At 55.6% G+C, this 25,906-nt stretch carries 21 protein-coding genes; 5 read left to right on the top strand and 16 right to left on the bottom strand.

What is annotated here, in order from left to right; all coding sequences use genetic code 11:
* Positions 1 to 3: 3 nt before the first annotated feature.
* From KF752_00995 to KF752_00945, 11 genes are all read right to left on the bottom strand, one after another.
* Positions 4 to 213: a Uma2 family endonuclease gene (locus KF752_00995; protein MBX3420109.1), complete on the bottom strand. Its 210-nt coding sequence runs from the start codon at positions 211 to 213 to the stop codon at positions 4 to 6.
* The gene (locus KF752_00990) at positions 168 to 473 is read right to left on the bottom strand and encodes a Uma2 family endonuclease (protein MBX3420108.1); all 306 of its coding nucleotides are present in this window, start codon (positions 471 to 473) and stop codon (positions 168 to 170) included. Before KF752_00990 ends, KF752_00995 begins: the two co-directional genes overlap by 46 nt.
* Positions 474 to 618: 145 nt before the next feature.
* Complete coding sequence (locus tag KF752_00985; GenBank protein MBX3420107.1) at positions 619 to 2,532, bottom strand: DNA polymerase Y family protein; 1,914 nt, start codon at positions 2,530 to 2,532, stop codon at positions 619 to 621.
* On the bottom strand, positions 2,529 to 3,332 hold the full coding sequence (locus KF752_00980; protein MBX3420106.1) for a hypothetical protein: 804 nt from the start codon (positions 3,330 to 3,332) through the stop codon (positions 2,529 to 2,531). Before KF752_00980 ends, KF752_00985 begins: the two co-directional genes overlap by 4 nt.
* A 311-nt stretch (positions 3,333 to 3,643) precedes the next feature.
* Complete coding sequence (locus KF752_00975) at positions 3,644 to 4,654, bottom strand: isopenicillin N synthase family oxygenase (GenBank protein ID MBX3420105.1); 1,011 nt, start codon at positions 4,652 to 4,654, stop codon at positions 3,644 to 3,646.
* Positions 4,641 to 4,862, bottom strand: a complete 222-nt coding sequence (locus KF752_00970; GenBank protein ID MBX3420104.1) for a hypothetical protein — start codon at positions 4,860 to 4,862, stop codon at positions 4,641 to 4,643. The genes KF752_00975 and KF752_00970 overlap by 14 nt, the downstream gene beginning before the upstream one ends.
* A gap of 30 nt (positions 4,863 to 4,892) precedes the next feature.
* Positions 4,893 to 6,023: a sulfotransferase gene (locus KF752_00965; GenBank protein ID MBX3420103.1), complete on the bottom strand. Its 1,131-nt coding sequence runs from the start codon at positions 6,021 to 6,023 to the stop codon at positions 4,893 to 4,895.
* A 505-nt stretch (positions 6,024 to 6,528) separates the two neighbouring features.
* A complete protein-coding gene (gene pyk, locus KF752_00960; GenBank protein ID MBX3420102.1) occupies positions 6,529 to 7,974 on the bottom strand; it encodes a pyruvate kinase in 1,446 nt (481 codons plus the stop codon).
* 69 nt (positions 7,975 to 8,043) lie between these two features.
* Positions 8,044 to 8,448: an acyl-CoA thioesterase gene (locus KF752_00955; GenBank protein MBX3420101.1), complete on the bottom strand. Its 405-nt coding sequence runs from the start codon at positions 8,446 to 8,448 to the stop codon at positions 8,044 to 8,046.
* A 281-nt stretch (positions 8,449 to 8,729) separates the two neighbouring features.
* Entirely contained in the window at positions 8,730 to 10,292 is a 1,563-nt protein-coding gene (locus KF752_00950) for an iron ABC transporter permease (GenBank protein MBX3420100.1), read from the bottom strand.
* Complete coding sequence (locus KF752_00945) at positions 10,282 to 11,718, bottom strand: excinuclease ABC subunit UvrC (GenBank protein ID MBX3420099.1); 1,437 nt, start codon at positions 11,716 to 11,718, stop codon at positions 10,282 to 10,284. The genes KF752_00950 and KF752_00945 overlap by 11 nt, the downstream gene beginning before the upstream one ends.
* A 354-nt stretch (positions 11,719 to 12,072) precedes the next feature.
* Here KF752_00945 and KF752_00940 point away from each other — a divergent pair, with 354 nt between their 5' ends.
* Positions 12,073 to 12,903: an RNA pseudouridine synthase gene (locus KF752_00940; GenBank protein ID MBX3420098.1), complete on the top strand. Its 831-nt coding sequence runs from the start codon at positions 12,073 to 12,075 to the stop codon at positions 12,901 to 12,903.
* A gap of 51 nt (positions 12,904 to 12,954) precedes the next feature.
* On the opposite strand, the gene miaA is transcribed toward KF752_00940, so the two are convergent.
* A complete protein-coding gene (gene miaA / locus KF752_00935; GenBank protein ID MBX3420097.1) occupies positions 12,955 to 13,974 on the bottom strand; it encodes a tRNA (adenosine(37)-N6)-dimethylallyltransferase MiaA in 1,020 nt (339 codons plus the stop codon).
* Between the two features lie 159 nt (positions 13,975 to 14,133).
* On the opposite strand from miaA, the gene hisE reads away from it, so the two are divergent.
* On the top strand, positions 14,134 to 14,487 hold the full coding sequence (hisE, locus tag KF752_00930; GenBank protein ID MBX3420096.1) for a phosphoribosyl-ATP diphosphatase: 354 nt from the start codon (positions 14,134 to 14,136) through the stop codon (positions 14,485 to 14,487).
* A gap of 101 nt (positions 14,488 to 14,588) precedes the next feature.
* Entirely contained in the window at positions 14,589 to 15,443 is an 855-nt protein-coding gene (gene hisG, locus KF752_00925; GenBank protein MBX3420095.1) for an ATP phosphoribosyltransferase, read from the top strand.
* 50 nt (positions 15,444 to 15,493) lie between these two features.
* On the opposite strand, the gene KF752_00920 is transcribed toward hisG, so the two are convergent.
* Both KF752_00920 and KF752_00915 read right to left on the bottom strand, forming a co-directional pair.
* The gene (locus KF752_00920; protein MBX3420094.1) at positions 15,494 to 16,324 is read right to left on the bottom strand and encodes a phytanoyl-CoA dioxygenase family protein; all 831 of its coding nucleotides are present in this window, start codon (positions 16,322 to 16,324) and stop codon (positions 15,494 to 15,496) included.
* A gap of 209 nt (positions 16,325 to 16,533) precedes the next feature.
* On the bottom strand, positions 16,534 to 17,670 hold the full coding sequence (locus KF752_00915) for a flavodoxin-dependent (E)-4-hydroxy-3-methylbut-2-enyl-diphosphate synthase (protein ID MBX3420093.1): 1,137 nt from the start codon (positions 17,668 to 17,670) through the stop codon (positions 16,534 to 16,536).
* Between the two features lie 254 nt (positions 17,671 to 17,924).
* Here KF752_00915 and xylB point away from each other — a divergent pair, with 254 nt between their 5' ends.
* Together xylB and KF752_00905 are read left to right on the top strand one after the other, a co-directional pair.
* Positions 17,925 to 19,445 carry a xylulokinase gene (xylB, locus tag KF752_00910; GenBank protein ID MBX3420092.1) on the top strand — a complete coding sequence of 507 codons (1,521 nt, stop codon included), beginning with the start codon at positions 17,925 to 17,927 and terminating at the stop codon, positions 19,443 to 19,445.
* Positions 19,446 to 19,645: 200 nt separating this feature from the next.
* The gene (locus tag KF752_00905) at positions 19,646 to 20,287 is read left to right on the top strand and encodes a hypothetical protein (GenBank protein MBX3420091.1); all 642 of its coding nucleotides are present in this window, start codon (positions 19,646 to 19,648) and stop codon (positions 20,285 to 20,287) included.
* Positions 20,288 to 20,378: 91 nt separating this feature from the next.
* Here the strand turns inward: KF752_00905 and KF752_00900 are convergent, their stop codons facing one another.
* Together KF752_00900 and KF752_00895 are read right to left on the bottom strand one after the other, a co-directional pair.
* The gene (locus KF752_00900) at positions 20,379 to 24,848 is read right to left on the bottom strand and encodes a PQQ-binding-like beta-propeller repeat protein (GenBank protein MBX3420090.1); all 4,470 of its coding nucleotides are present in this window, start codon (positions 24,846 to 24,848) and stop codon (positions 20,379 to 20,381) included.
* The gene (locus KF752_00895; protein MBX3420089.1) at positions 24,849 to 25,895 is read right to left on the bottom strand and encodes a trypsin-like peptidase domain-containing protein; all 1,047 of its coding nucleotides are present in this window, start codon (positions 25,893 to 25,895) and stop codon (positions 24,849 to 24,851) included.
* Positions 25,896 to 25,906 lie beyond the last annotated feature (11 nt).

Below are 25,906 nucleotides of genomic sequence, written 5' to 3'. Positions count from 1 at the left end.
TCCTCAACTGCCAGCGGACTGGCGTGGGAAGCAGTCGATAGAAGGTCGATCCTGGGCGCTCAGCACGTAATGCTGCAAGCTTGGAATCGTTCGATAGTGCTCAAACTTTTTGCCACGATCATAGGCCTGGGTCGAATCCGAAAGAACTTCGACCAACACGACTGGATTTAGCAGTACATCGCAGCGTCGGATTCCAATTGCGGCTCGCCACACACGACCGAATGGTCCGGGTAGGTATACAATCCAGTCGCTTCAACGCGCAGCTTTAAGTCACTCGGGTAAGCGCGGCAAGACTTGTTCTTGAGCTGCTCACGCACACTGGCACCAGCGTTCAGAACAATCAGATTGTGGTTGGCGGAGACCCCTGCCGTGGCAAACATCTGGCCCCGATAATACTCGCAGCGAAATTCGGCCTGCCTCTCGCGTTGAAGGTACTCGTCAGCTGCAATGTAATGTTTAGCTACGGTTGACATCCGATCGGTTCCTTTGCCATTCGGTCGATCATCACAATTATAGTAGATACAAGCGCCAGTCGCATGCTCTTTCCTCACCAGCCAAGCGTTAGAAAAGAGTGAATATACCTGTGGCCATAGTCGCTTGTTACGAGACGCAATGCATCTAGTCAAACAGGCCGTGTAAAAACCAGTGACCGGTTGAGAGGTCGCGATAGATCCAGTACCAGCAGCCTCGCTGGGTGAGCAGGCGATAGTAGTCGCGGCGCGAGCTGGGGCCTTTCCACCAGCCACTCTCTAAACGCTCGGGCCCGCAGGCGACGATGATCCGCTGCCATTGTCCGGCTAACTTGAGCTGTGCGGCTGGGGCAGCAGTCGAAGAAGCGGCTGAACGCGCGAGTTGCCAAATGCCGCTGACTTGGATAGTCACAGGAGGTGATAGCAGTTGCAGTGGCCGTCGTAGCGGATCCTGGCTCACCGGCTCGGCGAGGCGCAGCGTCTCGCGTGGATTGTCCGAAGGATCAAAGAGTGAAGGCGGTGTTGTTCGGGACGGTTGGCTAGCCGCGTGTTGTGGACTATGAACACGCCGCCGTTGATTGGCAGAGTGTTGTCGTAGGTTAGGCTTGTAGTGTGTTGTGCCATTGGGCTGGATGCCGGTTAGCGGCTGAAGCGTGTAGGCCAACTCGGGTTGCCATTGTCGCTGCACTCGCGCTTGCAGTACCTGCTTTCGCCCAAGTCGAGCGCTGAGCGTATCGACCAGTTGGGCTAACTGATGCCGCTGGGCAGTCTGACCACTGTCAAACAGATCGAACTGTCGCCATACCAATGGTGCCGTTAAGGTAGCCGTCAATGATAATCGCCACAGCGGTGCTTGCAGGCAGCGCGGCAACTGTTGTTCCAGCTGCCCCATCAATAGGTCAAGCAAATGTTGACCGTCGCAGGTCGGTCGAAACAGACTTAATTGCAGAACCTGCGACGGCTGTTGGACGAGGTCCAAACGGCAGGTGATACGCAGTGCACCCTGGCCGCGATTTTGCAAACGCTCCGACAAACACACTACCGATCGTCGCACCAATTCAGCAATCGTCTGCATGCGATCGGTTGGCAGTTCCAAATCCTGCTGGACGCTCCACTGAGGCTGACAATGCACGCTGGCGATTGATTCTTGGATTGCCCCGCGCGCCTGATCCCAACGTAACAGCAATTGCTCTCCCAATCGACTGGCTAGGCCGGCACGAGGTAGATTGTTCAGTTGCCCGATACGATTTAGTCCTAGACGCCACAACGTGGCGATGGTCGCCGAGTCGATGCGCAGGCCGGCTAGCGGCAAGCGTTCCACCAGCGCGGCTTGCTGCTGAGGCTCTAACAGCAGATAACGCGAAGCTGGCACCAAGCTTTGTTGGCAGGCCAAGTTTGGGTTGGACGCACTGTTTGGTGATGACGGCACGGGCTGCTGGCCAAGGTCCACACCTGGACTGTCCACCAGTAGAGCGGGTGATCTTAGAGCATAGTTGGCCAAAGCCCAAGCGGCTCCCACGCTACTACCTACAGCCAAACAGCCAAAATAGTGCTGCTGACGGAGCCAATCGCCAACGCGCCACAATAGATTGGCTTGACCACCAAACAGACCATCCAGTCCACTGATATCCAGCAATAAACACTCGGGCTGATGCAAACAACGTCCAGCCCATAGGTGCCGATCCAACTGTTCGAGTCCCACCAGCGGGCTGAAGCACTGGGATTGTTCGGCTAATCCACAGAGAGCTTCCAAGTCTTCCGCCGGATCATGTGATCGGACCTCCAGCGCGGCTAGCCCTGTAGCCTCCACCAGCCTCATACCGGGGCGCACTCCCAGTGATCGCGCCGGTAGATTGGCGGTAGCTACGACTAACCCGCGCCGTGGATCGCGAGCGCTCAGTACCAACGGCTTGCCAACCAGTGCCGGCTCGATGGCTTGAACGCGCTGGATCGGCCAATTGGGTAGCCAAACGCACAGCCAGTGCTTGCCGCTGGTCGGGTGCATTGGTATCGCCACGGACGGTGCTTGGGTGGGCTGGGCGTGTATCGGTTGAACATTCATGGAGTATGGCTCTGTGCGCTCTGCCGCCATGCGCGAGGACTGGTTGGCGGTACCAGTTGCAGGCCGGTTTCCATAACCTTGTGTTCCAGCAGCAGTCGCGCCCCGGCTGTGCCGCCGCGAAGTCGAGCCAAGACTACTTCCAGCCGTCGTAGTGGTGGTGAGGCCAGCGCGGCAGTGTTGGTCTGAACTGATGGCGGCAGCAGACTGCGCACGATCCACTGGACTTCGGCCCAACTGGGTAGACGCCGCGCAGACAAGCCACGCAGCAGCAGCCCTAGACCGCCGCCGCGCTGAGCCGCCAGTTGCAATCGCCGTGCTTGGCGCGCATCCAATGTTTCCAGATCGGCTACCACTGCGGCTACGGCTGGATTGCGGAGCGCTTGATCGGTAGCCCAAATCGCATCCGCCATGGACTGTGGGCGAACCCAAATGACTTGCTGCAAGTCGATCTGCTGACTACTGACGGCTGGCGGATACAACTGGTGGTACGTATCGACGATGACTAGATGTTTTTCACTGCCCGCGCGCAGCGCCGATGCCGCCGCCATCAGCGCCAGATAACTGGCTCCGCATCCCGGTGCACTGCGCAAATATTCGATCATGCTGCCGGGAGCATAACCGCCAGTGGGCAAGCAATTGTCCATGGCAGGGCAACCCGTACTGATTGCCGATGCTTTACTCAGGCACCGACCAGGCAATTCCAATTGTCGTACTTGGCCAGCCAGCTTGGCCAAGATGTCCTGTCGATTCCGGCGATTGACTTTGGGAGTAACCTGAGTCGTTCGAGCTGGTACCGCCATCGTTGCTTCTCCTGCATTCAACACGATCGCCGCTTACGGCGTTTGCCTCCGAGCAACCCACCAAGATCGCCAGTGGTCGGACACCTTTGGTCCCACCACCAGCGCGCTGCACCAGAATCCTCCAAATTCCAGACAGGCCGGCAACTTTGTTTAAATGCTAGGGAATCGAGTAAATCAGCAATTGGCAACCGCAGTTCATCCAAGTGAAGGCTGGCGTCGACGCAGTCAAACTCTGATCATCACCCCCTGCCCCGGGTCAACTTCGATGTGGTTAAACAAAGAACCACTTGCGCACGTGCCTGGGATGATTCCTACAATACCTCGCGCCGCAATTGAGGAAATACCTTGGAGACTTTGTTTAGCAAATAATCGCCGTAGGTGCCAGAAAATTCATGCACGCTGGCTTGATCCCAACGCTCCGCGCGATCATCTTCACGAGCCGCCATTCTTAATTGCTCAATGGGCCGAATGTCGCTGTGAAACCCGGGATCAAAGAACAGCGGAAATGACAGTCGATCACGCTGAGCACGATTGACTACTCGATGAGGTGTCGAGCGATAGATGCCATGAGTCAATCGCTGCAACATGTCGCCGATATTACAAACAAATGATTCTGGAATGGGCGGCGCATCAATCCATCGCGATCGGCTTTTGACTTGCAATCCACCGCTGTCATCCTGTTTCAAAATGGTCAACAACCCATAATCGGTATGCTCCCCTACCCCCCAGGTAGGCTGTGTATCTTGCGCGGCAGTTGGTACCTGCGGGTAGTTGAAAACGCGAAACAGAATCAACGGATTGCCGGTGTAATGCCTCTGGAAATGTTCGGCCGCAAGTCCTAAGCTCAGCGCCATCCCGGACATCAGCGAGTGACCGAGCTGCGTGGTGGCGGTGATGTACTCTAACACTGTTTCGCGAAAGCCATCAATATCGGGAAATAGATTGGGGCCGTGTAGCGGAGTTCCTGCGCGCACTTCGGGATGATCCGGTGGCAACTGACTGCCGAAGTAGATACCTTCTTTCCAGTCGGGCTTGCCCGAAGTTAACTCGTCGCCCACTGGAAAGTAGCCGCGCCACGCACGCCCACCATGAACCATGGCAATCTTCATTTTTTCCTGTCGGTCAAGCCGGAAAAACTGGCGACTCAGATTCTCCAGTCGGTCGATCAGCGACTGAGCGACACCATGGTTGACAATGTAAAAGAAGCCCACATCGCGGCAGGCCCTACCCAACTGCTCGGCAACGGCCACTGCATCTCCACCCTGGCCCACCAGCCCGCCGACATCGACTATAGGCACATTTGTAAATTCAGACAATTCCATAGTTCGGCTCAGTTGTGTTGTGCTCAGTTGTATTGTTTCGATAATCGCACTGGCAAGTTACGCGGCCGTTCAATAGCAATAGCAGACCACTCCAGTGTATCATCATCTCTGCATTGGCAATACTCGTAGGTTGACTACGTAGACGAAACAACCACACGACAATCAGATTGATGCACTGGAGCGCAGACAGTCGCTCTATACGCGTCATGACCATCGGCCTAGCAGATTACCCGACAGATCAGTACCCATACCGCTGCGCGTAGTCGGCGCATAGCTCCATGACTTCGCGCTCCCAGGCCGAGTCGGTTCGATGGCGGTTGGTTTGATAGTCCTTGTAGCCAGCCATGAGATTTTCAGCGGATGCGGCGACGGGCTGAAAGTCGCCAAGTCCTAATCGCGAGTAGATTTCGCGGAGCGTCTCCAACGGGCTGGCAACCAGGTCTTCGTAGCGTACATCAATCAAATGCGTGTCAGGTACCTGGCTGCGGCCAGCCCAGTGGCCACCGTACATGCGATCTATGCACAGTTTGACGTAACGCTTCATTTCCGGATGAGTGTAACTGTTTTGCAGCGATTGCACTTGATCCAATGACCACCACAATCGCATCGTGGAAGCGTAAAGCTGGCGCGGGTCGCGCGTTAAATGAATGAAGCGGGCGCCGGGAAACATCTTGTGCAAGAGCGCGATGCGTCCAGTATGCGTGGGGCTCTTGAGCACCAAGCGGCGACCATCATTGGCTACCGTGACGGCCTTGAGAAACCACTCCAGACCACTCTGCCAGCGATTCAGCTCGCCATCGGTCAGTCCCACCATATCTAAATACTCCAGATGCAGTCGCTGAGTCTGAGGGAAGGCGATGCGCAGGTAAGGCGACGGTAGGCCCAAGTTCATCAGTGCGAATTCGTCTTCTTGAGGCAGGTACCATCCAGCCGCCATGTTGTCCATCGGTCGCTTGGCGGGGATTAAAAAGCCTCCAAAGCGCGCGACCCAGGAACTAATCAGAAAATGAGATGGCGCGAAGCATTGGTAGGTTGTCGGGGAGGCGAAATCCGGATTGGAGACCAACAACTCGTGCAGTAACGTCGTGCCGCTGCGCCAATGTCCCAATATAAAGATAGGCGGCTGCTCGATGCCGGTGGCTTGGATCCTCGCCCCGTATCGCCAATGCTGCACTGCAGCCAGCAGGTTGTTGATGGGACCTATGGTCGACACGCCCAGCGCGATGTGGGAACGACGAGGGTAAATCCGGAAGCCGTTGGCGGCCACCAAACGCCACCATATCTCCGTCTTCATGCCGTGCCAAAAACGCGGAGAATGTAGCGAGTATTGATTCGCCAACGACTGCGGTTCGGCTCCTGCTGCGTCCATTCCCGTTCGTACCCTTGCCAAGTATTGTGCGTCCCCCAACCGAAGTGCAAATGCGATTGGAAAAATCCGCTACGAATTGTAATTCTTACAAAGAATTTCAGCGAGCCGACTCGGAACGTCGGCCTCCCAAAGCCTCTATTCCCCCTAGGCTGACTGTTGTGAAGGGGATTCGGTCAATATTTACGGCCCGATAATTTGTGGCACGCTGTGTGCAATCCAACTGGATCAGTGGCACACCACCGAGGCCCGTTGCGGAGCTAGGTTGTCACCGATCTGATCCTCCTGGATCCTACAGTAGCGTTTGCAAGGCGGCGGGATAACCTGGTCCCCTCAGCGGCAAGCATTTTGATTCAAGGTCCAAGGCGTCCCGCGTCGCGAAGGAATGCGGGACGCCGACCCTTGAATCTTCTCGTGTGGCCATGTCCGGTGGCTGCGGCAATCGCATATCTCTCAAGGTCACCACCGGGCGGTCGTGGGCGCTGAACGCTGGTCATGGCGACAGGGTTTAAACTTTGTGGACCACCAGCAGATTATGGGTTTTTTCGTAAATCCCCGAGCCGCCGACAAAGACGACGCAGTCACCATCGACCAACAAGCCCGATTGCTTGCCCCAGCGGATGACATGCTCAATTAGCACCTGCGGCTTGGCCATCGACTCGATGTACAACGGCATGATTCCCCAGAATAGGCACATGCGGCGCAGGGTCGCCTGATTGTCGCTAATGCCCAGCGTGTGAATGCAGTTGCGCTGCTTGGCTTTGACCCACGCCGTGCTGCCGCTCTTGCTGGCCACGACAATCAACTTGGCACCGATGTCCTGCGCAATATTCGATGCGCGAAATGTGACTGAACTGGTAATCGGATCCACCGCATCGATCGGTTGGAATTTGGCGGAAAAATCCGGCGTCTGATCCTTCAGCATCTGCTCGGTATAGACCATGATGCGATTCATCGTTTCGACAGACTGCACTGGATATTTGCCGATCGCCGTTTCACCGCTCAGCATACAGGCATCGGCTCCGTCCAAGATGGCGTTGGCCACATCGCTGGCTTCGGCCCGCGTCGGTCGGCGGTTCTCGTGCATGCTCTCGAGCATCTGCGTCGCCACAATCACCGGTTTGAGCTTCTGGCGACAGACCTCAATAATCCGCTTCTGTGCTACCGGAGTTTCAGCAACGTCGATTTCGACTCCTAGATCGCCACGAGCCACCATGATGCCGTCGGCTGCGTCGACAATGGCTTCCAAATGTTGCAGAGCTTCGCGCTTTTCAATTTTGGCGATGACCAGCGCCTTGGAGTTGAGCGATGCGACTAGGTTCTTCAGCGACAAGACATCCTGCGAGCTGCGAACGAAGCTGAGGCTCAGGAAGTCGATTTCGTTGTTGGCCGCCCACAACGCGTTTTGGACATCGGCTGGCATCATCGCACTGACGCTCAGCGTCACACCGGGTAAATTGATCCCTTGGCGGCTACGGATGGTGCCGCCGGTCAATACTTTGCAGGTCACTCGGTCGTGCTGCTTGCTGACGGCTTGCAAAGCGATCGTACCGTCGGCCAGCATCACCGAGTTCCCTACCATCAATTCATCGACCAATTGTTCATAGTTGCTGCACAGCTCGTGAGCCGAGGTCGATTGCTGACCACGTACGAAAGTCAACTCCATACCCGGTTCGACTTCCAACGGATCTTGGGCGATTTTGCCAAGTCGGATTTTAGGACCAGCCAAGTCCAGCAGCGTAGCTACTTGAAACCCGGTAGACTCGCGAACTTGCCGGATTTTCTGCATCGTTTGCTCGAAGTCAGCTTGACCACCATGAGCTGCATTGATGCGAAAGATATCCGCTCCACTATTAACCAATTCGCTCAGAACTTCAACGCTATTGCAGGCTGGGCCAATGGTAGCTACGATTTTCGAGCGGGCATCGTTGAGGTGCGGTCGCGGACGTTTCATACTGGTACTTCCTGTGCCATGAATTGCCTAGGACTGAACCCGCGACGCCGACGACCAGTCACCGCAGGGTTATTTGGAAAACGCTCGTAAAAAATGGGGTAGTCGAGCTACTTTGCCCTGTCGATCAACGCAGGCTACAGTCGTTGTTGCCGCAATAATCATCGGCTCCACTGCTTCTGCCGGTTCCACTCGCTTTAACTCATATGCATGATCGATTCTGACACCTCGCGAACGCACGAGTCGAATGGTTAATCTTAGCAGGTCGTCAAAGCACGCAGCTCCGTGGTAGCGAATGTTCAGTTCGCTGACTACCAACATCAATCCACTTGCCTCAAAGTCGCGATAGCTGTAGCCCACGCTGCGCAAAAACTCAACGCGCCCGCGCTCCAAATAGTTCAAATACTGAGCGTGATGCACTCGACCTTGGCCATCGGTTTCGTGGTACTGGACGCGAATGTCAATCGAATGTTGCATCAATGCGCTAATCGGTTAGATGATGTCCAAGGCCAGTGACGCGTGGCCAATACTATCACTCCCGTAGCCACCGTGGCCAGACGGTGGGTGAGCCAAATTCCTCCATCTGGCGTCCGTAGCTTCGATGAGGCCGCGTCTACTTGCCCTGGCGCGAATTGGGCGCAGCTAAGATACCATGTTGCAGCGATTTTCAATAGTCAGCTTGTCGAATCATGAGTCACCGCCACGATCAGCGGCATGCAATAGTCATTCAGAATCCACTGCCAGGCACAAGCCCAATACTATGCTGGTGTTCGCAACACCGTTCGGGCAATCACCGTGGCGGACAGCCAGCCCAACAGTATCAGAATTCCGCATAGTCCTGAATCTTGATGGCGCATGCCAAAGTGCAAAATCTCGAATAGACGCATCGACAGCGTGCTAACGCCAGGCGGCAAAACGCCAATCGAACAACTCAGTTCACCAATGCTCAGTAGAGCCAGCAACAATCCCAGTGCAAGCGCCGGACGGCGCGCATGCGGCCAAACCACACGGCGCAGTGTTGCCATTGAGCCCAGTCCGTCGCTGCCAGCCAGTTCCCAGGTGCGTCGCGCCGTGCTGCCAACCAGCCCGCAGATCATCAGCCAAGCTACGGGCAACAATCGGAACTGTTGCGCTAAAATGGGTGCAATCAGCGTCGTACTGTAGAGCTGTCCGAGCCACGGCCAGGACGAGCCGTTCAGGGACTGGGTAACCAAAACGCCGACCAAGGGTCCAGGAATCGTGATCAGTAACAACATGATTCCATGCACGATCACGCGCGAGGTCCACCGGCGACCACCGGCGGCACTCTCCGCCACAGGATTGTCCAAATAACTGGTCAGCAGATACAGCGAACAGGCGACGCTGGCGGCCATGAGTGTTGACGCAGTGGCCAAAAGTATGGACCAATAGAATTCGCTACGAAATAGTGTCACCGACTCTACTACGGTCTGCCAAAACCGCACACCGCTCCAACCATAGCTCACTAGCCCATTGGGCGACGTTCTAGGTTGCCAGCCGGCTTTGATCGCCAGATTCAACAGCGGAATTCCAACCAATCCCAACAACGTGCCCCACATCAGCAGGCTTAGCGGTAGTCTCCAGTGCCTGAGGGCTATCGTCATGGCTGGGAAGTATTGTGGACGTTGCAGCACATCGTTCAAAGCCGGTAAGCGCCGCCCAATTGCCAGCCCGGCCAGCAGCAACGGCAACATGCACAGTCCGACGGAGGCAACGTAGGTCACAGGCGAAATCGTATCGCGACTAAAGTCCAAGTAGACCTGCTCGGTCACCGTGGGAAACATATACAGATTGGAAACTACCATTTCTGTCAGCAACCCCAGCCCACACCAGGCGGCTGCCACAGCTATCCAAACTCTGATCTTCGGCAGCCACACGTGACGAACTACCGTCAGCGGGCCACCTTCCAACAGAGCGACCTGCTCTTGGCTGGAATCGCTGGTCGATAATCCAAGTAGCAGAATCAAGCACACACCTGGCACAGCGGCCAGAGCATGAATGATGGCTACCGCTAGTAGACTGCCCAACCAACCCTGCATCCAACCTACCCCGGTGGGACCCAACCAATCAGCCAGACGCAGCCAGCCTTGCAAGCCAACTCCAGCACTCCATCCACCGGCTACCACGTACAGCGGAACCGCCAACTGACTAGCCAGACAGATCGTCGCCCATCGACGTCCGCATACGTCACTGCGCCCGATCAGCATGGCCAGTCCGAGCCCCAGGGGAATAGCAATCGCCAGGCACAAGCCAATCGCCAGCAAAGTATTGCCAACCGTAGTGAATAGACTGTTAAGAGTCAAACTGGTTCTTATGCCGCAAGATGTGATGATAATGCTGTGCGAAGCGATGTGCTTCGTCACGGACATATTGTAGCAGCCGCAGCGCGAAGGCATGGCGGCTCAGCCGTAGCGGTTGGCGGTCGCCGGGCAGGTACAGTTCTTCGTCCTGCTTGGCCAACGACAGCAGCACCGGCGGCTCGATATTTTGATCGCGGAATGCGGCCAGAGCGGCAGCCAGTTGACCTTTGCCGCCATCGATCAACAGCAGATCAGGAAACACCTCCTGAGCGTCGCTCAAACGCCGAAATCGTCGCGAGACAACTTCATGAATCGACTTGTAGTCGTCTACGCCTTGAACTTCGCGGATTTTGTAGCGGCGGTATCCCGGTTTGAAAGGCAGGCCGTCCAGGAATTGAACCAGACTGGCCACCGTATCTTGTCCCCCCAAATGCGCGATGTCCACACCTTCAATGACCCGTGGTGGATTGGGCAGTTTTAGTATCTTTTGTAGTCCAATTAAGCCTTTCTTGGGGTCGATGTAGAACACTTGGGGCTGAGCATGCGTGTCCAGCTCACCACGTTCGTCTAGTCGTTCCAACATCTGAATTTCGTCACGTAATCGCGCCGCCTGCTCGAAATGTAGTGACGCAGCCGCCGCTTGCATGTCGTTCAGTAACTCTTTCAGCAATTTGCGTTTGCCGCCCTCTAAAAACGTCTGCAAACGGCGAATGTCTTGGCGATATTCGTCTTTGGTGATGCGCAGATTGCAGGGGGCAGTACACTGTGCGATCGAAGCCAGTAGGCAGGGCCGAAACCATTCCCAACGCGGGTCTGCCGCTTCAATATCCAGCGAGCAGGTGCGGAATTTGAAGATTCTTTGTAATACCTGAACAGCACCACGCAGCGCCCCAGCACTCGCGAACGGCCCATACAACTTCACGCCGCTCGGCGGTGGTTGCCGAGTAATCTCGACGCGCGGGAAGTCCTCGCGAGTCGTAATCATCAGGTACGGGAAGCTCTTGTCGTCCTTCTGCTCCTTGTTGTGCTTAGGCTGAATATCCTTAATCAGTCGGCTTTCGGCCATGAGGGCATCGACCTCGCTATCGCACTCCAAGTAGTCGATATCACAGATTTCGTGAATCCAGTCGGCGGTGCGCGCTTCGAGCTGCGCAGCTTTTAGAAAATAGCTCCCCGCCCGACTCCGCAAATTCTTGGCTTTGCCGACGTAAATGACGGTTCCCGAATGATTCTTCATCAAATACACACCGGGCGAGGTCGGAAACGACCGGACCTTCTCGGCAGCTCGCCGAAATCCAAGCGACAGTGCTGCGTGCTGCGCTGGGTCCAAGCTGGCCTCAGCAGCGGCTTCAGAATCTGCATCGAATTCTGTCACTAACGGTTCAACCTCTTGCAACGATTCCACTGACAACGGATGACGCACAAACATCAAGCGACATGCACGACAAATTACATGCTGCTCTCACGCGTTGGCGACCATGTCTCCACAACCATCATCATAGTTTAATGTGTCGTAGCGCGCCAGGTTGTCGACACGAATCGCGTCCGCTGGCTTACTGGCAGCGGCAACGACTTGCAAAAAAATCTTGAGAGCGACTTGACCGATTCGATCAGCATACTAAAACCATGGTTAACGAGGAGCTCACTGAGAACAAGTCGTCGTCCTTTTTGTTCTCATGGCCGGGGCTCCTCGTTTTTTTTCGCGCTCATTCAATCGCCAGGCGTTGCAACCTAGTCAGTCAGCTATCGCGACCATTTTCGAATCGCGCCGACGATCCAAGCTATGATTCCGATCCTCCACGACGAGCAACATTTTATGCTGGTAAGCAAGCCGGCTGGTTTGCTGACACAGGCTGTCGAGGGGATTGAGTCGTTGCAATCGTTGCTTGAAGCACAAATCAAAGCCCGAGACTGCCATGCGGGGGTTCCATTTGTCGGGCTGCCCCACCGCCTGGATCGTGGGACTTCCGGAGTGGTCTTGGTGGCCCGTAACCAAAGGGCACTAAAGCGTTTCGGCACGCAGTTCCAGCATCGGTTGGTACAAAAGTACTATTTAGCGTGGGTCGAAGGCGACCTGACGGGGCCAGTACAGCGTTGGTCTGATTACGTAACCAAAGTTAAAGACGAACCGCGCGGACAGATAGTGGCTGCTGGTTCGGACGGGGCACGATTGGCCGAACTCACCATCAGGCCGATGGTGAGCAGCAATGGCCACAGTTTGGCGTTGATCCACTTATTGACCGGCAGGATGCATCAAATTCGCCTGCAGCTGTCGCAACGCGGCTGGCCGGTCGCTGGGGACTGGCTCTATGGAGCAACGTCCAGCGTCGGTCACCTGTGTGAGCGTCCACTGCATTGGGCCGAAGCGAAATTTGATGAAGTCCAATCACAGAATTTGAACCAACGACGCCAACAACCGCTTGGTCTGCATGCTGTGCGCATCGAGTTTCGGCATCCACAATCCGCCGTGCACACGTCTGGCACAGCACCTGTCCCCGAATACTGGCGGTTGGCCGGTGACCCGTTGTGGCGGACAAGCCAAGCCATTGAACAACTGAGCCGCCAGTCGGCGAGTGAATTGTGGAACATAGAAACGCTGGAATTGCCTGGGTAGCCTTATCCTCCACGTTTTGACGGGCGTAGTGACACTCTGCCCGCTGAGTCGTCACGTGGGCTGTTGAGGAAAACTGGTATAGAACTGTACGGCTTGTTGTACGAGTTCTTCAAGCTGACTTTCGGGCGTGACCGGCAGTGACTGGAGTTCGCTGAGCCCGCGAAACCAGATTTCTTGTCGCCGCGCGAACTGTCGAGTATGCGCGCGAATCTGCTGGATCGTTTCGTCGATCGGCACGGGAACTTCTCGCCGATCCAGCATTTCGCGATAGCCAACCGCCTGAGCGGCGGTGCGACTTAGTTGGCCGTAGCGATCCAACAGCCCATCGACTTCGGCCTGTAAACCCCCGTCAATCATCCGCTGCACGCGTTGGTTAATCAACTCATGCAGCCAGCTCCGTTCTAATCGAAGTACCAATGTGGGGCACTGTTGGACCGGCGCCGGGATATCAAACTGCTGCTGCCAGTGGCTCAGGGGCTGGCCGGTGGTTCGAGCAACCTCTAAGGCGCGGATCATCCGTCGTTTGTCGTTCGGATGCAGTTTGTATACCATCAGCGGATCGACTTGCTTTAAGCGATCGCGAAGAGCTTCCATTCCGTGAATGGCCAAGTCGTCCTCGATGGCCTGACGAAACTGCCAGTCGGCTGCGGGCCCCAGAAATAATCCGCGTAGTAGACTTTTGAGGTACAGCGGCGTTCCGCCACATATCAATACGTTGCGACCGCGAGCGTGGATTTGTGAGGCCACTTGATGCGTGCTGGATACGTAGCTCGAGACGCTGAACATCTCGGTTGGAGCGACGATATCAAGCTGATGGTGAGGCACAGCCCGACGCTGTTCCGGCGACGGTTTAGCGGTCCCAATATCCATGCCACAGTAGATGGCCATCGAATCCATGGAGATGATTTCTGCGTTTAAACGCTGGGCAATGGCCACAGCCAACGAACTCTTGCCACTGGAAGTCGGTCCAGTCAAATACCAACAATTGGCCAGCCGAGGTAATACCCAATGCCGAAATTCTTGGGCTGCCGATGCAGCTGTAGTCGAGGAGTCAGACGATGGCGTTTTCATAGAACTGCGGGTTGGACTGGCCAGGGAGGTTGTTTGCGCGTGTCACGCGATCTCGCGTTTGGGCTAGAAAAGATATCTTGCTTGGAGCGAAGTGTCAAAGTTGGCTTGTGAGGTTATAATCTATGCTTTCATTCACGTAGGCAAGGTGCTGGTTGGGCGATGACAGAAACTACGGATCGGGACGTGTTAGATCGGCTGATGGCGGAGCTTCACCGTCGAGTGCATGAACTGCCACAAGGTTCTTATACAACCACGCTGGTCCAAGGCGGCGTCGCAAAAATGGGGGCCAAGATCACCGAGGAGGCGACGGAAGTTGTCGATGCTGCTCAGCGAACCACTCCCCCAGACAATGGTCATTTGATTTACGAGGCATGCGATTTGATCTACCATGTGTGGGTTCTTCTTGCCAGTCGTGGCATTACCCTGGACCAGCTGCGCACCGAGTTGGCCCGCCGTGAGGGGAAATCCGGACTGGAAGAAAAGCGTCAACGCACCAAATCGAGTCACGGGTGACAAGTTAGCTGTGCAGCGAACACCCGCAGATTTGCCCACAACAACCTCCTGACCACCGCTCTTGAATTCATTTTGCGTTTTTTTCATTGACAGATTCCACGATGAACCAGAATTTGCGAATTGGCATTCCTAGTAAAGGACGATTGAGCGAGCAGGCCTCGGAATTGCTCAACCAAGCCGGACTTCAATTCCGCCGCCAAGAACGAACACTATTCGCGCTTGTGAAGCAATTGCCAATCGATATCATCTTCCTGCGGACCGACGACATTCCTGTGCTGTGCGCCGAAGGTGCGATTGATTTGGGCATTACCGGCAGCGATTTGGTCCAGGAGAGCCAGACAGACAATGAAGTTCGGATGACGTTAGGCGTTGGCCGATGTAAGCTCAGTCTGTGTGTACCGGATGGAGGCCCAACGCGCTCGCTCAGTGATCTGGCAGGTAAGCGAGTCGCTACGAGCTTTCCGAATGTCACGCGCGAGTATTTGAAAGGTCACGGCGTCGCAGCGCACCTGGTGGAATTGTCAGGTTCAGTCGAAATCATGATTTCGCTGGGAGTGGCCGAAGCCATCGTTGACCTAGTCGAGACCGGCAGTACGTTAGCCGCTAATCGGTTGAGAGTGTTGGCCGATATCGGATCCTACGAAACAGTACTGATTCAGAACCGTCAACGACGTCAGCCGGAAATGGCCGAGCGCATCATTCGCCGTTTGGAAGGTGTGGTCATCGCCAGAGACTATTCATTGCTGGAATACAACGTGCCGCGGCAGCGTTTGGCCGACGCCGAACAGGTCACACCCGGTTTCAAATCACCGACCATCAGCGCGCTGGAGGATCCACAGTGGTGCAGCGTCCGCGTCATGGTCCGTCGCAAAGAAGTCATTGAAGCTATGGAACGCTTAGAAGCCATCGGCGCCTCGGCTATCTTGGAAACCTCCATCGGCAATTGTCGCTTATAGCGCCAGATCGTCGGGTAGGCCGGGCGGGGTGGTCAGCCGCGAATCATGTTTTACGAAGCAGTTGGCCTGGGGTTGTTGCTCCAGTGGCCGCTGGGGTCGGACCCTCGAACGTGGACTCCCTTTTCATTCCAACCCAGGGCCGCGCGAACATCGGCGCTGCAGTAGCGCAGCGTGAGCCCACAGCGGCGGCGATCCGAGTTGTTGGCCTCAGAGCCGTGCAGCAATAAGTCGCTGTGAATCGAAAACTGCCCGGCCTGCAGTTCGTCTAAGACGATGCTGCCGTACTGCTCAGGGTTGTCAATCGTCTGATTGAGCACGTTGTGTTCGTCAGGAGAACTCGGGCGGAAGGTCATGTGACCAAAATGATGCGAACCGGTCACAAATTTCATGCAGGCATTCTCTTGATCGGCATCATCAATCGCCAGCCAGACGGTCAACGCTTTGGAGGGTGACAACGGCCAGTAACTGGCGTCTTGGTGCCAGGCAACCGACTGGCCATCATGCGGCATCTTACAAAAGAAATGTGAGCCCCATGCGATCACCGACTGGCCCAATAAATCCGCTACGTGATCGACAATCTGTTTGTTGGTCAAAATGTCGTACACCGGGCCATATTTGAGATGCGCTGAACTAATCGAGTAACTGTTTCCCCCTTGCTGGACAACGCGCTGTAAGAGTTGATCGAAATAGCTACGAATCGCAGCGATTTCTGAGGAGCCAAAGGCTGTCAGCGGTGCCACGTAGCCCAACCTATTGTAAGTGTCGATCTGCTGGGCGGTCAGTCGAACAGGTCGGTCGTTGTGGACCGGGTGAAAGCTCAGGTCGCGGTTTAAACTTTGTAACTCTGCATCGCTGGGAATTGTGCTGAATTGTTTGCTCATGTTGATTTCATTCGGTACAGGCATTGATACTGGTAGATGTAAGATTGCAGCCGCTCAGGCCTTGCTCTGCTTACACAAGTCGAGGGCTGGCGCGGGCTCATACAATTTGCTGTTAAACGATCTTGGTCGCCTGCTGCATGATGTTGGCATTAGCAAACAAGTTGCCTCGGGCGCGCCTGAGGCATCCTAGAAATTGCAGGCAAGTTGAGTCACGAGTTTTGTGCAATCAGTGCGTCCAATTCGCTGCGCAAGCGCCCGAGAATTTCATCGTAGGCAAATGAACCCAATGACTCTTCTCCTCTCTTTAAGTTGACTCGCGTTGGACCGCACCACAGTCCCAAGTCGGCTTCGTCGGTTTCGCCAGGACCATTAACCCGGCATCCCATGACCGCAATGGTGATCGCGTAGTCTTGTGCATAGCGTGTCATCTCCTTCACCTGTTGGGCCAGTTCGACGAAAGCTTCATTTTCGACGCGCGAACAACTCGGACAAGAGATGATGTTGAGCTTCGTTGGGTCCAGAGCCACCACGCTTCGCAGGCGACCAGCGTAGATGTCTTCGATGATCTGCCGACCAGCCTGAATCTCTTCCGACTTGCGCGAGTTGGGAACGGTCAACGATACACGCAGTGTATCGCCAATGCCACGACCAATCAGTTGCTCGAAGGCAATGCGCGTCTTGATGACTCCATCTGGCGGCAAGCCGGCCTCGGTGACTCCCAAGTGCAGCGGAATATCTGGGCGCTGCGCAGCGAAGGCTTGATTGATTTTCACGACGGTTGAGGGGTTACTGTCCTTTAGCGAAACCACAAATCGGGTAAACCCCAGCCGCTCCCATTGCTCGGCATGCTCCAGGCCGCTAGCCAGAATAGGGCCGACATCGTCATGGCGATCAAAACGGGCCTTCACGGCAGGATCGACACTGCCGCAGTTCACACCAATGCGAATTGCACAATCATGTTGGCCCACAACATCCGCCAGATACTTGATTTTGTCTTGCCAGGTTCGGTTCTTTTCGTGATGGTACAAGTGCCCTGGGTTGTAACGAACTTTGTCTACGTGGGCAGCAACTTTTTCGGCCAGCCGATAATTCTCTTGCAGATCGATGCTCAAGTTAGCCTTTGTCATACGGCGAATTTCTGCCAAGGCCAGCGCGTCGCGCTCGCTATCTACGGCAATCCGCACAATGTCAGCTCCAGCGGCATGCAAATCGTTGACTTGCGCCGCAGTGGCAGCGACATCTTGCGTGGAGGTGGCAGTCATGCTTTGCACCGCTATCGGGTGGGCAGCACCAACGTGGATGCTACCGATGCGAACGGATCGAGTGGGATTGCGAGTGATAGACATTTGACGACAGACTTCAGCTGGACGGACTGATGGTTGGCTCAGTTGGTAGAACGATATTCTACTCGACGTCAAACTTCTAGCCAGCGCACCGCAGCAGACTCCAGCGGCTTTTCAATTCCTTGACCCGCGTGGGTAGTCAGGCCGGTAGTAGACGTACGAGAAAACTGTCATAATCAGGCGGGGAATGCAGGGTGAGGATGCGCTGTACGCTCCGAACTAAGATTCAGTCGGAAAACTTCAGCGGAGATACGGCGATGAGTTTTACCATTGGCGTGGATATTGGTACGTCCGGGACGAAGAGTCTGTTGATCGACCCCGACGGAAATATTCTAGCTGAAGCCTCCGCCAGCTATGGTCTATCCATGCCTAAGCCGCTGTGGACCGAACAAGATCCAGAAGACTGGTGGCTGGCAACGCAAAAGACCATTCGCGCGGTTATCAAGCAAGCCAGAGTCGCTCGTGGACAGGTCAAGTGTATCGGGCTGTCCGGGCAAATGCACGGCTCGGTGTTCTTGGACAAGGCCGGCAAAGTATTGCGTCCGGCTCTGCTATGGAACGACCAGCGCACCGCTAGTGAGTGCGACCAAATTACCACGCTGGCCGGGGGCCGTGACGAACTCATTCGCATGGTGGCCAATCCGGCACTGACCGGCTTCACCGCCCCCAAGATCCTTTGGTTACGCAATCACGAGCCGCGCAAGTACGAAAAGCTAACGCACGTGCTGTTGCCGAAGGACGAGATTCGTCGGCGACTAACTGGAGAATTGGCAACCGACGTCAGCGATGCCAGCGGAATGTTGCTGCTAGATGTTCGCAATCGAAAATGGTCACAAGAGCTGTTGGGGAAATTACAACTAGATGTCGGTATGTTGGGTACAGTTTACGAATCGGAGCAGGTTACGGGCAGTCTACTTCCAGAAGTAGCCGAGAAGCTAGGTTTGACTAGCGACTGCCAAGTGGTTGGCGGTGCTGGTGACTGTGCAGCCGGAGCCATCGGAAACGGTATCGTGCAACGCGGCATCATGACGGCTTCATTGGGTACCTCCGGGGTGATGTTCGTGCACTCGGACCAGCCGCAATTTGATCAGCTCGGTCGGTTGCATACCTTCTGTCACGCAGTAAATGGCAAGTGGCATCTGATGGGAGTGACTCTGTCGGCTGCGGGGTCGCTGCAATGGCTGGTAGAAAATGTATGTCGCGAATTAGCCACGCGACGTGGCAGCGATGCCTATCAAACCATCAGCGCTGAAGCACTGTCGGTGCCACCAGGAAGTGAAGGTTTGTTGTTCGCGCCCTACCTGGCAGGTGAGCGAACACCACATGCCGATCCATTGGCACGCGGCTGTTTTGTGGGACTGACGAGCAAACATCATCGCGGACATCTGGCCCGGGCCGTCATGGAAGGTGTGGCAATGAGCCTGCGGGAGAGCCTGGAGATCATTCAGCAATTGGGCGTGCCTATCAAAGAAATGCGGCTCAGCGGTGGCGGAGCAAAAAGCCAATTGTGGCGACAGATATTTGCTGATGTGATGGACCAACCGGCGTGTTCCATCAACGCCGAACAAGGTCCGGCCTATGGCGTCGCCTTGCTAGCGGCAGTGGGAATTGGCAGATTCAAGAATATTGAAGAAGCCTGTAAGGCGACTATCGAAGTTGTCAAACGAACTCCGCCAAAAAAATCTGCGGTGCGGACGTACGATCAATTGTTCCCGATCTATCAGGGACTTTATCCCGCGCTGCGTCAGACATTTCAGCAGATTGGTCAATTGGCGTAGCGGGGTATTAGTGCGTTGTGGCCATTACAACCGATACAAAACTCCCAAACAAACCAATGTGCCTGCTGAGTTCAAGCAACCAGCACAGGATTCGTTACCCGAGTTCCAGCAATTTTCTGCTGGATGGCAGGGGCGCTGGTCGATGGATTCTCAATGCGCTGCGTGTGTCACCAAGTCGCTGTCATATGGGAATGGATTCCATGTATAACAAGCTTGTCAAGGTAATTGCGTTGGGTCTTGCCATGCATGGCGCTACGGCCCAAGCGGTGGATTATGGTTTCCCAATGGCCAATACTATTGGCAGGTATTGGGGCGTTGGTTGGTCACACCATAGCTATCACAGTCATCATGACGCTAGGTTCAGTATTGTCGCGCACCGTCATCCGTCCAGTCGCTATCCCAGCCAAGGACTGCTGTATCCCTATGCGGCAGACTATGTCAACCATCCTCCGGAATCTGTTCATCAGCGAGCACAGTTTCTGCAACTGACTCCAGGCGTGCCTCATTCTGAAAGCATTCTGAATCGTTCGCTGCAAGGAGCTGGACAGGCCTCGCCCACCGACGTGGAGCCAACCAAGAACCAAAACAAACCAGAAGTCGTTCGAAAGCCACCACCTGCGAAACCTGTTGCACCGCCTCCAGCCTGGATCAGGCCTTATCTGGAAACACGTCCGCCTGAGGCACCGTCGTCAGAGCAGATAGGCGAAGGTGAGCTGATCGAGATTGAACCTAGCCCGAGCGATTCCGGCATGTGGCTCCAGGAGGCTCCTGGCTCGGTAGTTCAAAACCGCTACTTAGCCGCGACGCACAAAACCGCCAAGAAAGCGACGACTATTCGCTGAGGTTCTTGGTATCTCATGCTGGATGTAGCCTACCATTTGCCAGACGGTGCGACGCTGTTTGGCAAACTAGCGCATCAAGGATGCACGTCTGCTATTTGAACAACGTGGCCTCGTCGCGTTTGATGATCCGAGGCTTTTCGTAGACGCCGCCGAAGTGCGCTACAGGCTCGGGTGGCGGCGGCTGGTCAGTAACATGAAATCGTAAGTTTTGCTCGCCAACTGCTACGACAATCTGTTGTTCTTCGGGTCGAAGCCGCATGCCGAATGTTCTGCCACTGACGTTAAGTCCATCCACAACCTGTGCTAGCTGGCCGCTGCGCAGGTCCAATAAAACCAGAGCGGCCGACATTGGTGCTTCCTGTTGAGCTGCAAAGCGATAGGCAACCAGGAACGGAGAATTGCGCGGTTGTTGCAATGGTATCGCAAAATTCATCAGCCGCCCGGGCTGGTTCCAACTGAGCTGTAAATCGTCGGCATTAAGAGCATACAGGCTGCCATTGGCCTGCAACTCAGGCTGGCCCAGGTGAACCCGTTGAGACAGTGCATTGCGACTGGATATGACAACCCACTGATCGGCAAATCGCATCACACCGACGCTGGCCAAATCGCGCTCAATAGGAACTTGATGCCGTTGGACAGTTCCCGATTCCAAGTCGACGACAACCAGGCTTTCGGGTGGTTCCAAAACGACCAACAGCCGTCGATCACAGTGTGTAGCACGCGCAGACTTAGGAAGCTTGCTTTCCAGTAACACCGTCTCGGTCAGCGGGTTCCACACACGAAGCCAAACACGCGAACTGGCATCATCGCTACGATAGTCGACCAGCCAGTTGCCAGAGTCAAACCAAGCATTCCAGCGACCGAGGCGATCATCGAGTAGCCGCTGGTGCATCTCGCCGACCAAAAATTCACTTTGTCGTAGCAGCGTGCCATCGCGTGCGTCCAGTACATCGGTCTTACCGTTGGCCGGATTGACCACTGCCAATTGATCGCTCTCCCAATGTCCGGCAAATCGCACCTGATCGGAGTAACCATCGCGCGACCAGAGTTGCCGTCCCGTGTAGGGGTCCAATCCTATTACCGATTGACCATTCTGCATAATCTTGACCGTCGCCAGCCACGGACCTAGTTCCACGTACTTGCGGCCATCGCCTTTGCGCCGCCTAGTTTGAATTCCTAGTGGTTCGTCGGCAGATACCATCATTTGGGCTGGCTGAAATGCTTCCTGAGGACCGGCCGTGTCCAACGAGCTGCGCCACAGCAACGCCTGTCCCGGCGAACGCTGAAAGCCGCGATAGATATCGAAGGCCATCAGTTCGGACATTGTTTCCAGTAACAGCAATCCGCCACGCAGCTCCGCTGTCATGAAGTTGCCGGTTAAATCAGAGGTCGCGGCTCGATAGACCAAGTTGACTAAAGGATTTCCATCCACATCTGACAGCGCTAGAGCACCCTCGGATACACCAATCGCCACCGGCGGTCTTCCAAAACGCCTGGCAATCATTTCGATCGGGCGGCCAACAGAATAGATGGCCGTGTCAACCCTTTCGACATCTCGTTGCACAACACCTGTCCGCCAATCCGAATTTGTGAAGTCGCCAGACGGCGAGCGCACAAGAGCTTGGTCGTATTGGTTTTTAAGGCCGAGCAGTTCGAGAGCAGACCGGCGACTATCGGCATCCTGGCTGCGGGCCAACCAACACAGCAACTGTTCGGCTTGCGTCTGTTCACCGCGGTTAAGCAAGGCTCGAGCCAATTCAAGGTTATCGTTGTCCGTCATAGGCAACTGAGCCATGTTGCGCAGCAACTGCCGTCGTACCGGCAAAACAGTTCCGCGGATGCGACCAATTTCAGCGTCGATTAGCGACTGGACTTCCTGTCGTTGTTGGTCGTTACACGATTGATAACAACGCGCCAATTCAGTGGCCAGCCAAGTATCCAGATTTACCCAGTGTTGCCATGACAACTCGATGCGATCCGAGCGCGACAGGACACCTGCGATGTATGCCGACTGCTGCTCACGCATGATCTCCCACAGTCGCTTAAAGGCTGCTGGGAAATCTCCTCGTCGCGACAAACCCTGCGCTAGCAGTTGCAGGTAGCGCATGCGTTGTGGTGCGGTTAGCAGGACACGATCCAGTTGTTCGGCATAGGCGGCAAACTGTTCAAAGTCATGTTGCAAGCCTGTTAGCATCGCATCAGCCAAAAAGTATCGCGTTTCATCGTCCTCCGGATTGACGGCGTAGGCGTCAAGCAGTTGTTGCAGGGCTGCGAGCGTGTCGCCTTGCGACAGTAAGAGCTGGGAACGGTAGTTCAGCCCCCAAACGTCTTGTGGATTTTGGGCAAGACGTTGCTCGATCTGTTGCTCGAGCGCTTCTCGCGTATAGTAGGCAACAACGCTACTGGGACCAATGGACAGCAACTGGCCCCGATGCGCGAACAGATTGCCTAGCGGCTGCGCCACCGTGGAGGCGCCTGAGATTTTGCCCTGTCGCAGATCCAACTCGATCACGCGCTGACCGGTAAGCGGCAGCATCAATTGCCCGTCCTGCCAGATGCCTCTACCCGCCAAAGTCAATCCATCGGGGTAGGCGACCTCCCAACGCGGCTCGCGTTTGCGAATGTCATAAGCCACGGTGCGATCTGGTCCAACGATAATCAAGTTGTTGCTATCCACGCCGGCCGCATAGCAGGCATTGCCGCGTTTGCGCTCCAGCAGCTTTTCGCCAGTCAGCAGGTCGTAGCACACTACCAGATCAGATTCGGGCGGAGTGAAGACCACTAAGCCATTTTCGATGATCAACCCTTCGTCGAACCAGCGGCTTTGCAGAGGCTGGTAATCTTGCCCGAGCAGTGGACTATTAAAATTGCCCATTGCACCACGCACCGCGTAAGTCGCTCCCCAGCGCAGGCTGCGGGTCAGCAAGTCGATAGCTACGATGCCTCCCACGCCGGTGGGGCAGATGATGACTCCATCGGCAATACTGGGAGTCAGTGCTTGTGATTGGCGTGCGCGGTCCAAGCCGATGGGCATCATGGCAGCGCTTGCCAATTGTTGCCGCCACTGCAACTTGCCTGTCTCAGGGTCGAGCACGACAAGCTCCGTTTCACCATTGTTTTCGACGATCGAGTACAACTGGCCAGCATAGGGTAGCGGAGGCCCCAAAAAGAATGCCGTCGACAACTGCGGTTCGTCGCTATCGCTGCCCCCGATACTCCACAAGATCGCTCCTTGTCGCGCCAAGCTAATGCCTTCTAGGCGACTGGTCGCCAGGCTCATCATGCCGCCCATGCCACGGGTCGATTCCATTTCGTCTTGCAGATGTACCACGTGATAGCATCGATGAGCATCGCAGGTGATTCTGCCGAAAGAAGTGGCTCCCCAAACTCGGCTCAGTAAATCGGTTGACAGCGATTGATCACCGCTCTCCCAAGCTCCGCGCTTCAGCGGCGCGACACCGGCGCTGGAAGGACGTCTCCAAACCAACAATCCCGATTCAAAATCCAGCCCAACGATTGTTGCGTCATTGTTCCGACATACGATAGTATTATCCAGGGCTCGCAATTCCAGCTTGGGCAGCAATACGGCACCGGCCTTGCGCATCGTCTCTTCCGCTTCCCGCAGCGCTTGGCCTTCAGGACGGCTACTGTGGATAAACCACTCCCAGCGCTCGTTGGGCAGTGGCAACCCGATCTTTGATGTAGCGTTGCGAGCCGCCGAACCGCCAGTGGTAAGCCAATCCGGGGTGCTATTGTCGGTAATTCCAGTTTGGCCATCGTTGCCGATGACCTTGATAATTTCGCCAACGTTTTCAATGGGAATTTGCCGCCCGGCCAGTTGAAGACTTTGGCCAGCAAAATCACGCCCGGCCAACTCCAGTGTTTTTTCGGCGCGACTCGTCTTGCCCGACTGTTGCCAAGCCAAAGCGGCATGAAAGGCCAATCGAACTCCGTAGCGTTCTCGCGCGGCAGGATAATCCAACAGTGATTGCAGCGTATCGGCCGCTGCCAATGGAAATCCGTGGCTGAGATTGAACTGAGCCAGCAAGACCATCGCGTCGTAGCCGGCCTGGGTATGCACGAACCGCCGTGCCACACTGGCAATCGCCACCAGATCACCGGCTGCGACTCCAGCATCTAATAATTGTCGTGCCTGCACGCCAAACTGCACCTCCAGGATTTGGCGCGCTTCTGGGGACAGCTTGTTTAATTCTCGAATCACCTCGCCCTTCAGGCTTTGCGCGTAGATGCCATTGGTGGCTCGACCCAGAAAAAAATCGCGCCCGCGCAAGTCTTCGGGCAGCGTTTGGTCGTCATCTTGCAGGATGGCTCCCAAAGCACCGATGCCCTCGGCATAGCGTCCGTCGGCGATGGCTGAGCGTCCCTCGGCCAGCAAACGCTGCAGCGATCGCGGTGCGGTCAGAAACAAGTCTTCCGTCACGGCGCGCGCTTGGAATTGTCCATAAGCGCCGGTGCCACAGATCGTACTGCCCAGCAGGAACAGTAGACCCACCAGGCACTCAACTGAAGTTCGCCTCTGCCGCGCTAGATTTGTGAGCATCTATGGTTTTTCTTGCAATTGAATGGTCAATTCCAACTTCTCGCCGTTGCGAAATACTTCAAGCGTCAGCGGTTGGTCGATGGGCGACTGCTGGACCAAACTGGCAAACTCCGTATCGCTGCCCACTTTGTGACCAGCGAAAGTCAAAATCACGTCGCCAGCCAAAATGCCGGCCGCCTCGCCGGGGCGCCCCGGCACCGTTGAAACGACAGTCACGCCGGACAATTGTGGTAAATTCAACTGTTTGGCATCGTCGTAAGACACTGTCGCCACGCGGATGCCGGCCAGTGCTTGCCGAACCTTGCCGTACGTCTGCAGCTCTTGTTTGATCCACATGGCCCGCGCGATGGGGATGGCAAAGCCGATACCTTGAAAGCCCCCAGACAGCGAGGAGATGGCTGTATTGATTCCTACTACGCGCCCTTCCAAATCCAACAGCGGACCGCCCGAGTTGCCGGGATTCACGGCGGCGTCGGTCTGCAAGAATTGACCTTCGACGCCGCGCGACAAACTGCGACGACGATTGATGCCGGAAATGATGCCAGCACTGACCGAAGACTCCAACGTGAACGGGCTGCCAATCGCGATCACCCAATCCCCGACTGCCAGTTCATTGGAATTGCCTATCTCCGCAGCCGGAACATCTTCGGTCGACTCGATCTTTACCAAGGCCACATCGCTGCTTTCATCCGATAAAGTCTTCTCAGGAAAAAAACGGCGTCCGTCGGGCAATCGTACTTCCAATCGTATGGCGTCAGCGATCACGTGATGATTGGTAAGTATCCAGCCGTCGGGACTGATGATCACGCCAGACCCCACTGAGTCGTATACTTGGGCATCCGCGCCACCGATCAGGTTTAGCAGCGGACTGTCCTCGCCACCGCTTGACCGTGAGCGCGTCAATATAGTCACCACGCTGGGCAAGGCCTTCTCTGCGGAAGCACGAAACGCGCGCGACAGCGCCCGAGCTTGACTGACCTCATCGCCCTGGCCACTGCTACAGGCAACCAGCCAAATCAAAACAGCAATCCAACCGCGATTCTTCACTTTCTACTCCG

The sequence above is a fragment of the Pirellulaceae bacterium genome (assembly GCA_019636385.1).
In the GTDB taxonomy this organism is placed as follows: Bacteria; Planctomycetota; Planctomycetia; order Pirellulales; family Pirellulaceae; genus Aureliella.
This window is presented reverse-complemented; position numbering and strand designations above follow the sequence as displayed.

Coding starts and splice junctions, on each gene's coding strand:
- KF752_00905 (MBX3420091.1), top strand. CDS start 19,646: ATGTATAACAAGCTTGTCAAGGTAATTGCGTTGGGTCTTGCCATGCAT.
- KF752_00920 (MBX3420094.1), bottom strand. CDS start 16,324: ATGAGCAAACAATTCAGCACAATTCCCAGCGATGCAGAGTTACAAAGT.
- hisE (MBX3420096.1), top strand. CDS start 14,134: ATGACAGAAACTACGGATCGGGACGTGTTAGATCGGCTGATGGCGGAG.
- miaA (MBX3420097.1), bottom strand. CDS start 13,974: ATGAAAACGCCATCGTCTGACTCCTCGACTACAGCTGCATCGGCAGCC.
- pyk (MBX3420102.1), bottom strand. CDS start 7,974: ATGAAACGTCCGCGACCGCACCTCAACGATGCCCGCTCGAAAATCGTA.
- KF752_00945 (MBX3420099.1), bottom strand. CDS start 11,718: ATGTTTGTGCGTCATCCGTTGTCAGTGGAATCGTTGCAAGAGGTTGAA.
- KF752_00980 (MBX3420106.1), bottom strand. CDS start 3,332: ATGGCGGTACCAGCTCGAACGACTCAGGTTACTCCCAAAGTCAATCGC.
- KF752_00985 (MBX3420107.1), bottom strand. CDS start 2,532: ATGAATGTTCAACCGATACACGCCCAGCCCACCCAAGCACCGTCCGTG.
- hisG (MBX3420095.1), top strand. CDS start 14,589: ATGAACCAGAATTTGCGAATTGGCATTCCTAGTAAAGGACGATTGAGC.
- KF752_00990 (MBX3420108.1), bottom strand. CDS start 473: ATGTCAACCGTAGCTAAACATTACATTGCAGCTGACGAGTACCTTCAA.
- KF752_00940 (MBX3420098.1), top strand. CDS start 12,073: ATGATTCCGATCCTCCACGACGAGCAACATTTTATGCTGGTAAGCAAG.
- KF752_00975 (MBX3420105.1), bottom strand. CDS start 4,654: ATGGAATTGTCTGAATTTACAAATGTGCCTATAGTCGATGTCGGCGGG.
- KF752_00915 (MBX3420093.1), bottom strand. CDS start 17,670: ATGTCTATCACTCGCAATCCCACTCGATCCGTTCGCATCGGTAGCATC.
- KF752_00900 (MBX3420090.1), bottom strand. CDS start 24,848: ATGCTCACAAATCTAGCGCGGCAGAGGCGAACTTCAGTTGAGTGCCTG.
- KF752_00970 (MBX3420104.1), bottom strand. CDS start 4,862: ATGACGCGTATAGAGCGACTGTCTGCGCTCCAGTGCATCAATCTGATT.
- xylB (MBX3420092.1), top strand. CDS start 17,925: ATGAGTTTTACCATTGGCGTGGATATTGGTACGTCCGGGACGAAGAGT.
- KF752_00965 (MBX3420103.1), bottom strand. CDS start 6,023: ATGGACGCAGCAGGAGCCGAACCGCAGTCGTTGGCGAATCAATACTCG.
- KF752_00955 (MBX3420101.1), bottom strand. CDS start 8,448: ATGCAACATTCGATTGACATTCGCGTCCAGTACCACGAAACCGATGGC.